The following is a 9524-nucleotide window of genomic DNA, read 5'->3' as shown; positions in this document are numbered from 1 at the left end:
TACAAATTTCACACACGAACTTTCTGGTATTGCGTACCAATAGTTTTTGGCCCATACGAAATCATTATTCGGTCCTTCAATAAAAATGGCGTGCAAGGACTCACTATTTAGTGTAATAACTTTAGCAAAAGCTTTAATGTATATTTTGTACAATTTTAATATATATGTACTGTTATTTTTTGATATTGTATTTTTTAATATAAAATAAATCCTCTTTGAGAAGTGATAAATATAGACTTTCAAGGAGGATTTATTTTATGAGTGGAAAATTTGAAAACGAGTTTATATCAAAATTAAATGGAAAAATTTCAAACGATGATTTAAAGGTTGTAATGCAAGAATTAATGCTTTTTGCTGCCAATTATGATATTACAGAAAAAGAAACATCAATTATACCATATGAAGATGTCGTACCAGATTGTTATAAAGTTTATCTAGTTACAAAGAAAATAGAAGGAACAAGTCCAGCAACATTAAAAACATATAATTTTTATCTAATAGACTTTTTCGAACATATTCATAGACCATATAACCAATTAACAACAAATGATATTAGGTTATATTTGTACGAAGTACAAAAAAGAACAAATATAAGCAATCGAACACTTGATAGTAAACGATTAGTCATTAACACATTTTTAGATTGGTGCTTTAATGAAGGTTATATCCAATCAAATCCATGTGCAAAAATCAAACCAATTAAATATCAGGCAAAACCACGCGAACCTTTAACTGATCTTGAACTAGAACTTATAAGAGAAGCATGTAAAACACCAAGAGAGAAAGCTATTATTGAAACACTCTATTCAACTGGTGCAAGAGTTTCTGAATTAGTTGTTTTAAAAAAATCAGATGTAGATTTTCAAAATAAAGAAGTTCATCTATTCGGTAAAGGTAGTAAACATAGAACAAGTTTTATCAATGCAAAAATGGAAGTTGCTCTAAAAAAATATTTTGCCATTAGAGAAGATAATTGTGATTCCGTTATTGTTCGCTCAAAAAAACCATACACAGGATTAAAGAAAGAATCCATAGAAAAAGTTGTTCGTGACATTGGAGTTAGATCTGGAATTGGACGACCAGTATATCCACATTTAATACGTCATACAACTGCATCATCAGCATTAAATCGTGGAATGAATATTACAGAAATTCAATCAATGTTAGGACATTCAAAAATCGATACAACTATGATTTATGCAAAAATAAACAATAATGAAGTAAAATATAATCATCAAAAATATATAGTTTAAAACAAATACTCTTTTGGAAGTAATTGATATAAAATATTTTAAGGAGAATTTGTTATGAAAGATAATTTTGAATATGATTTAATCATGAAGCTTGATGGGAAAATTTCGGAAGAATCATTAGTAATTGTTCTACAACAATTAAGAATTTTTATGGTTGATTATGATATTAGAAAGAGAAATATGAGCTTAATACCACAAGATACTGTTATTCCTAATTTTTATAGAATGTATATGGTTGCAAAAAGGATTGAAGGACTATCATCAAAAACACTTATAACTTATTCATTTGCTTTAAATGATTTTTTGCATCATTCAAATCGTACTATTATTGATTTAACCACAAATGATATTCGATTTTATTTATATGCACTTAGTAATAGGAGTAAGGTGTGTAATCGTACAATTGATCAACGTAGACTTATTATAAATTCATTTTTAGGTTGGTGCAAACGAGAGGGTTATCTGTTAAATAATCCATGTGAAAATATAAAACGAATTAAATTTAATGAAGTTCAAAGAAAACCGCTTACAAGTATGGAATTAGAAATGGTACGCGATAGTTGTAATACCTATAAAGACAAAGCACTTATAGAATTATTTTATTCAACTGGAGCTAGGGTGTCTGAAATTGCGAATTTAAAAATAAGTGATATAAACTTTAAAACAAAAGAGGTCTATATTTTAGGCAAGGGGAACAAATATAGAACTTCATATCTAAGTGCAAAAGCGGAGTTAATGTTAAAAAAATATTTTGAATTAGAAAGAAAAGGAAATTCTGATTCAGTTTTTGTTTTAGATGCAAAACCATTTACTGGAATGAAAGTAGTTGGAATTCAAACAAGAGTAAGAAAACTTGGTGAAAAAGCAGGGTTAGAAAGACGTTTACACTGTCATTTACTTCGTCATACTTTCGCATCTGATTTTTTAAGTAGAGGTGCAAATATTACTGATGTTCAAAGAATCTTAGGACACGAAAAGCTTGATACAACTATGATATATGCTCATATCTCCCAAGAAAATGTAAAACACGACCATAAAAAATATATAATATAATATTACTAAAAAACAACTCATCAATTAAGAAAGGGGTGAATTAAAATTATGAAAGAGCAATTTTTAAATTTATCAGGATTAACAGATCTTGTGACATATATGAAGTTGTGTATAGCGCAGCATAAAGTAATTATTCCTAGAGCCTCTTTCAGTTTGTTTCCGGAAACTGGAGACGAAAATAATATTTATATTGACACTTCAACTAATGCAATTTACAGGTGGAACGATACCGATAAAAAATTCGTTTTATTGGCAAAACCACCACGCACTATTGCTATTTCAGAGGGAACAAACAATGGTGAAATCACGTTAAAAGTGGACAATATTGCATCAAATGCAAAAGTTCACGGTTTGACTAGCACAGCTTTTACAGAATCAAATAAATTTGCTACAGCTGCTCAAGGAGCCAAGCTGATAGCGCAGTTCAGACTATTACTCTTTCATCTGGAACAAAAAATGGAACAATTAAAATTAAAGTAAATAATATAACTACGGACAATATTGAGGTTGCTGGTCTTGGATCAGCAGCCTTTTCAGATATAGGAATTTTTGCAGCAAAATCTCATACTCACAAAAAAGATGAGGTTGGACTTGGTAATGTTGACAATACCGCAGATATAGATAAAAGTGTTAAATATGCAACTTCGGCTGGAGCCGTATCGTGGAAAAATATTACCGATAAGCCCACTTTATTCCCATCCCAACAGCACAATCACGATTCACTCTATTACAGAAAAAATGAGGTAGATTCCTTACTTTCTAGTAAATCTGATACTGGTCATACTCACGTTCAATTCATTCAAGAGACAAAATTCTCCAATGGTACATATTCAGATCCGTTAAAGGATACTTCTGTTGCTATTAAGGCTTCTGGTGGAATTGCTTCTGATTTGATTTATGAGGGCGGTAGGACTCTTGCTGATAAGTACCAGGCTAAGGGGAGTTATGCAGCGGCTTCGCACAAACAAGCTTATACGTCTGGCGAATGTACAACATATAATGCAGACGATAATACTATGGGTGTTACACCAGCCGCAGTAAAAAAAGCTTTTGGGATATTTGGACCTAAAGCACATACGCACAAGAAATCAGATATAACAGATTTTCCTACGAGTTTACCGGCAAGTGACGTATATGGATGGGCTAAGGCTAGTAGTAAACCGTCTTATACTAAATCAGAAGTAGGTCTTGGAAACGTTGACAACACGGCGGATGCAAATAAAAGTGTCAAGTATGCTGGATCATCTGGAAGCTCTAATACCATTGTTTACACTGCTCTTACCAACACAAATTTAAATACATTACAAACTGAAGGAAGATGGTATTATGCTGGTGGAGGCAATACTTGCACAAACATTCCTGTTGAGTCTGCTGCGTTTGAATTATATGTAGGTCGTAACGCGAGTGGATGGCGTTATCAACAATTTACTGTGACGAGTGGAGAAATTTATATTCGTGTATTTGATTCTAGTAATTGGGGTAATTGGAGAAAACTTGCATTTACAAGCGATACTGTTACTGCTGCATCATCTGTTCCTTGGAGCGGTATTACAGGAAAACCATCAACATTTGCTCCTTCAAGTCATAATCATACGATTGCAAATATTACAGATATAGGAAAGGCTTCTGTTAATTTTGCAAATTCGGCAGGTTGTCCACAAGGTTTCGCATTACGACAAGCTACTGCTACATGGGGTAATCAAACAGGAACCGTTGTTACAGATTGGCACACTTCTAATGGTGGGGATATTGCATTTCGTGACAATAAAGGTCAATTAAATGTTGTAATAGATGGATTTTTCTATCAAAACGAAGGTAAAAATCTTGTTCTTGATTCTGGAAATTATTCTAATTATGCCGCAGCTAAGAGTCATACACATACAATTTCCAATATTACAAATCTTCAAACTACTCTTGATGGTAAATCAAATACAAATCATACACATGATTTAAATCCAATGATTAATACGCTTGCAAACGGTACGTCAGATCCAGTTGATGCAGATTATTATATTGCTCAATATGCTGGTGGTGGATCAACTACTACAACTTATTATAGAAGACCACATTCTGCTTTATGGAATTATATTAAAGGTAAAGCAAATAGTGTATATCAACCGAAGGGAAGCTATGCGGCATCCAGTCACACTCATGACGACCGGTATTATACTGAATCTGAGATTAATACGAAATTGGCTAGTAAATCAGACACCTCGCATACACATAATTATGTTGTTGGAAGCTATACTGGCAATGGTGGACAACAAAAACCAAATTATTTCGGAACAAATAAAGTTGGTTTCTTAATGATGAATACTACAGTAAATGGAGACTCCAATTACAAAGATTGGATCATTATGGATTGTTATTCTGGTACTGATGTCGGTGGTGGTGTCGCATTTGGTGTTAATCGTCAAAAACTCGGAGCGTATATCATGAGATCAACTGCAGCAAGAACTGCTTGGGTTGAAAGTGCTGAATTGCTTCATACACAAAATTACACCTCATATACCGTAACTAAGACAGGATCTGGCGCAAGTGGTACATGGGGAATAAGCATTTCTGGTAACGCCACTACTTCCACAAAGTTAGCTACAGCACGTTCCATCAACGGTACAAATTTTGATGGTTCTGGAAACATTACTACAGCCACATGGGGAACTGCAAGAACATTAACAATTGGAAATACAGGTAAATCTGTAAATGGCGGCGGAAACGTTTCATGGAGTCTAAGTGAAATTGGCGCTGCCGCAAGTAATCATACACATAGTTACTTACCATTAAGTGGTGGCACTATGACTGGAAATATTTCATACAAAGGATCAAAAGCCACCTATAAAATGATTGAGTTCATAGATAATTCATCAGATGCATATGGAAATGGAATAGCCATTGGCGGAGGTGGACTTACAATTATTGGAGGTGGAGAATCTGCAGATGTAGTTAAATCCACATCTACTACAGGTGGTGACGAGCGTTTAATCCTTGCAAATGATGGTGCAATTGATATTTATACAAACTGCCAAAATGGTATAGATAAAGCTACACATATTACAATTGACAATACAGGATTATATAGTGGTACAGCTGCAAAAGCTAATTCAGTTCCATGGTCAGGTGTAACAGGTAAACCAAGTAGTTATACACCAAGTAGTCATAGTCATACTGTATCTCAAATCAGTGATTTTGGAACTCATGTTTATGATGCTACAATTTCACGCACTGCAAATACTGTATTAGCTGCACCAAATGGTTCTAGTGGTCCTGCATCATTTAGGAAATTGGTTGCAGCAGACATCCCATCAATAACTAAAGGTAAAATCACCGACTTCCCATCCAGTCTTCCAGCATCAGACGTTTATGCATGGGCTAAAGCTTCATCCAAGCCAAGTTATTCATGGGGAGAAATTACAGGCAAACCAAGTACGTTTACTCCATCGTCACATACACACGATTATATCACATCATCTTATAGACTTACTGCTGGTACAACGGCAAATAGAGCTTCTGGTATAAGACAATATGAAATCTATAATAATGGATATCCTTTTACTTACGGTAATGTATTACAGTTAACTGGGTCAAATGGCGTGTCACAGATAGCAATGCAATGGCATGGCACTGGACTTGCATATAGATCGGCACCAGACACATCAACTACATTTTCAGGTTGGGCTACTATTCTTACCTCTAGCAACTACAGTTCTTACACAGTTACCAAAACTGGTACTGGTGCATCTGGTACATGGGGAATTAATATTACAGGAGCTTCAGGTTCTTGTACTGGTAACGCAGCTACTGCATCCAATGCATCTAAAGTTAATGGTCATACTGTAAATTCCGATGTTCCATCTGGTGCTAAATTTACAGATACAAATACATGGAGACCTCTTGGTACAGCAGCAAATACAGCTTGTGCAGGTAATGATTCACGTCTATCTAACTCTCATCCTGCTAGTGATGTATACTCTTGGGCTAAAGCAAGCTCAAAACCTTCATATAGTTGGAGTGAAATAACCAGTAAACCCTCTACTTTCACACCGGCTTCACATACACACGCATATATACCTTTATCTGGAGGCACAATTACAGGTAGTATAATACGTAGTAGTGGAGGAAGTTGGATATCAGCTAGAAATAATGTAGCAGTTCGTGGTACTGCAACTGGTAAAGATTCATGGAATCCTGTGGTTGGTCAAGCTACACCAAATGGATATTGGACAATTGGCAACTTAGCATCAAATGATAATTTAGCATTTAGCTATACTTCTAACACAAATTATAATGCCGGAAACAATTCGGCTACAACAGTGTATTTACCAGTGCAAGAAGGAACTATCATTACTTCTGCAACAATTGGATCTCAATCTGTAAAATATGCTACAAGCGCTGGTTCTGCCGGTTCCGTAGCATGGGGAAACGTAAGTGGTAAACCATCTAGTTATACTCCATCGTCACATACACATGATGATCGTTACTATACAGAAACAGAAATAAATACGAAGTTAGGAACAAAACTTGGTGCAGTATCAGCAAACGGTTATTATGGTATGGCAAGACCAGATGGTAATACATCAGACTGGATACGTACTACAACAGCTGGTATTATACCATATCAATCAGGTGGAGCTGGTGGAGGTCATTGTGGACTTGGTACAAGTAGTTGGTATTTTAGTAATGCATATATTGATACAGTTAATTGTGTTAATGCTTCGGTTAGTGGTCATATAGATGTAGGCGGATATATTCAAAGTAGTAATTTAATAAATACTTATTTTGAATATCAATCCAATAGAGGATCAGTAGATTGGAGATTTGGCGCTGCAACAGGTACAAGTGATGAAAATTTCTTTGGTTTTTATGATGCAAAAACTGGAAAAATTCCATTAGCACTTGATGGTAATTTTGGAAATATTTATGTCGGTTTTAACGTAGGTAGTTATGAATCACCGACTGCGGTAGGAGTTTATCTTGGAGGGCAAGTTGCCGGAAACAGAGCATTTATTTATAATGGAGACTCATATCAAGGATCAATTTGGATTCAAACCAGACTTGATGGTTCATGGAAATGGTTTAGTCTCGGAAGAGCATGTAGTACAGCTCTTTCTGATATTCGACTAAAAGGTAATATAAGAGACACCGAAGTAGAAGATGCCACAAAAGTTATAGAATCAATGAAAATTCGTTCTTTTGAAAGAAAAGATTCTCATAAGAAATACAAGATTGGCTTTATAGCAGACGAACTCGAACAGCTCGACCCTAATCTTGTTGATGGAGGTGGAGAGGTTGATGGACACCCATATTATAAATCTGTCAATAATTTACAGATGCTTGCTTATGTTGTGAAAGGAATGCAAGAATTAAATTCTAAAGTAACTATACTCGAAAAAGAAAACAAACGACTCAAACAAAAACTAAATATGTGCAACTAAGGTCGCTCTTAATTGAGTGACCTTTTATTTTTTACTCAAAATTTGAAAGGAGCAATATATTATGATTATTTTAGGTAAAATTAAAGTTGATGACCAGGTACTTAAGTATTGTGAAATTTCCTATGATCCATTTTATGTAACAGTCATGTCTGAGGACGAAAAAGCAATTGTAGATCTCTTTAATAATGCAAAATCTATTATTGTTATGGATCAGTATGGACTGGTAATCAAGTCCGTATCCAATTATTGTGGCGTTGAATCTTCTACTATAAAATATAACTTTTATCTGGATGAAGAGAACAACATGAAACCTGTAATTACCGTTCGTCTCAAGGCTGTTGATCTCAATGAAAAAATCAAATCTATTGAAGCTGCTATGGGTGAAGATACTGTTGACGAATCAAGTATGTCTCTTGAAGAGTACAGAGCATACAAAATTAAACAGTATGGTGTAGAATGCCAGGACAAAATTTATGCAGGTACTGATGTAGAGACAAGTTATGGAACAGAGCACTTCTCTGCCACAGGTGATGATCAGGCAAATATTAAAACTTTATCTGATGTTGCCATGGCAACAAAGGTATCTCTTCCATATCATGCAGATGGCTCACAGTGCAAAGTATATACCTATCAGGATATTATTAAAATTTACTGTGAGATTCAGAAACTCATTCTTGCAGAGACATCTTATTGTAATGCTTTGAATACATATGTAAGAGGACTTAATACCAAAGAACAGATTGCAGCTGTTAAATATGGTCAGGAAATTACAGATCAGGCAATTAAGACTAATATGGATACCGTAATTGCACAGGGAAATGCTGTAATGGAAGGTATTGTAAAGCAGTATCTTGAAACTGCAGTACCAGAAACTAAGACAGATGTTAAGGACACAGAAAATACTACAGATGGTACAGATAATATAGAAGATGCAGCTACAGAAAAATCATCTAAAAAGGCGTGATATAAATGAATAAATTAAAGCCATGGGCTAAATATTTATTTTTGTTTTACATGGGTGGTTCTATCTATTACTACATAGAAGTCCTGTTCAGAGGATATAGCTATTTAAGTATGTTTATTCTTGGTGGAATATGTTTCATTTATTGTGGGTTGCAAAATGAAAAAACTTCATGGGATTATCCGTTTTGGAAGCAATTAGCAAAATCTGAAGCATTTGTACTAATAGCAGAATTTTTGACAGGATGTGTTTTAAACTTATGGCTCGGTCTTGGAATTTGGGATTATAGTAATCTTCCTGGAAATATTCTCGGACAGACTTCTTGGCAGTTTGCATTACTCTTTTTGCCGGTATGTGCATTTGGAATTATCTTGGACGATTATCTAAGGTACTGGTTCTTTAATGAAGATGAACCACATTACAATTTTAAGCTTAAATAATCAATAGGGGTGGTATTATACCACCCTTTATTTTTATTCTTTTTTGTAATCAAGCATGTATGTAATTATTTCACCTATTGACATTTTATCAACTTGGTCTGCAGTAATAAGATCATGCCCGGATTCAATCAATCCACGAATGTAATCGAATGCATGTAGATGTTGTATATACTCTCTCGCCTGAGAAATCGTAGTCATTCTCATATTTTTCATCTCAAATATTAAAATCTTAACTCCCTCTTCATTTTTATGTTTAAGTATAAAATTATTAATATCTGAGATACAGTCTGTATTCACTTCATCTTCTATAAAACTTTCATAATGATCAAGTCTTAGGCAAATCAATTTAACATAATTCTTGATTTCAAATTTTTCTTTCATATCA

7 protein-coding genes are annotated in these 9524 nt (G+C 34.3%); 6 read left to right on the top strand and 1 reads right to left on the bottom strand.

Annotation, left to right across the window (positions count from 1 at the left end; translation table 11 throughout):
* The first annotated feature begins 257 nt into the window (after window positions 1-257).
* From xerA to DW904_RS21885, 6 genes are all read left to right on the top strand, one after another.
* Window positions 258-1253, top strand: a complete 996-nt coding sequence (xerA, locus tag DW904_RS21910; RefSeq protein WP_118584245.1) for a site-specific tyrosine recombinase/integron integrase — start codon at window positions 258-260, stop codon at window positions 1251-1253.
* 54 nt (window positions 1254-1307) lie between these two features.
* Window positions 1308-2306, top strand: a complete 999-nt coding sequence (locus DW904_RS21905) for a tyrosine-type recombinase/integrase (RefSeq protein ID WP_118584244.1) — start codon at window positions 1308-1310, stop codon at window positions 2304-2306.
* Window positions 2307-2354: 48 nt separating this feature from the next.
* Window positions 2355-2786 carry a hypothetical protein gene (locus DW904_RS21900; protein ID WP_118584243.1) on the top strand — a complete coding sequence of 144 codons (432 nt, stop codon included), beginning with the start codon at window positions 2355-2357 and terminating at the stop codon, window positions 2784-2786.
* A 410-nt stretch (window positions 2787-3196) separates the two neighbouring features.
* Window positions 3197-7738 carry a tail fiber domain-containing protein gene (locus DW904_RS21895; RefSeq protein ID WP_118584242.1) on the top strand — a complete coding sequence of 1514 codons (4542 nt, stop codon included), beginning with the start codon at window positions 3197-3199 and terminating at the stop codon, window positions 7736-7738.
* A 61-nt stretch (window positions 7739-7799) separates the two neighbouring features.
* Entirely contained in the window at window positions 7800-8702 is a 903-nt protein-coding gene (locus tag DW904_RS21890; protein ID WP_118584241.1) for a hypothetical protein, read from the top strand.
* 5 nt (window positions 8703-8707) lie between these two features.
* Entirely contained in the window at window positions 8708-9139 is a 432-nt protein-coding gene (locus DW904_RS21885; RefSeq protein ID WP_118584240.1) for a hypothetical protein, read from the top strand.
* A 33-nt stretch (window positions 9140-9172) separates the two neighbouring features.
* Here the strand turns inward: DW904_RS21885 and DW904_RS23205 are convergent.
* A partial coding sequence (locus DW904_RS23205; RefSeq protein ID WP_202187809.1) for a hypothetical protein occupies window positions 9173-9524 on the bottom strand: 352 nt, incomplete at its 5' end.

The sequence above is a fragment of the Ruminococcus sp. AM42-11 genome (genome assembly GCF_003480145.1).
Classification (GTDB): domain Bacteria; phylum Bacillota; class Clostridia; order Lachnospirales; family Lachnospiraceae; genus Blautia_A; species Blautia_A faecis.
The sequence above is the reverse complement of the archived record's forward strand: the minus strand, read 5'-3'. Positions and strand labels throughout refer to the sequence as shown.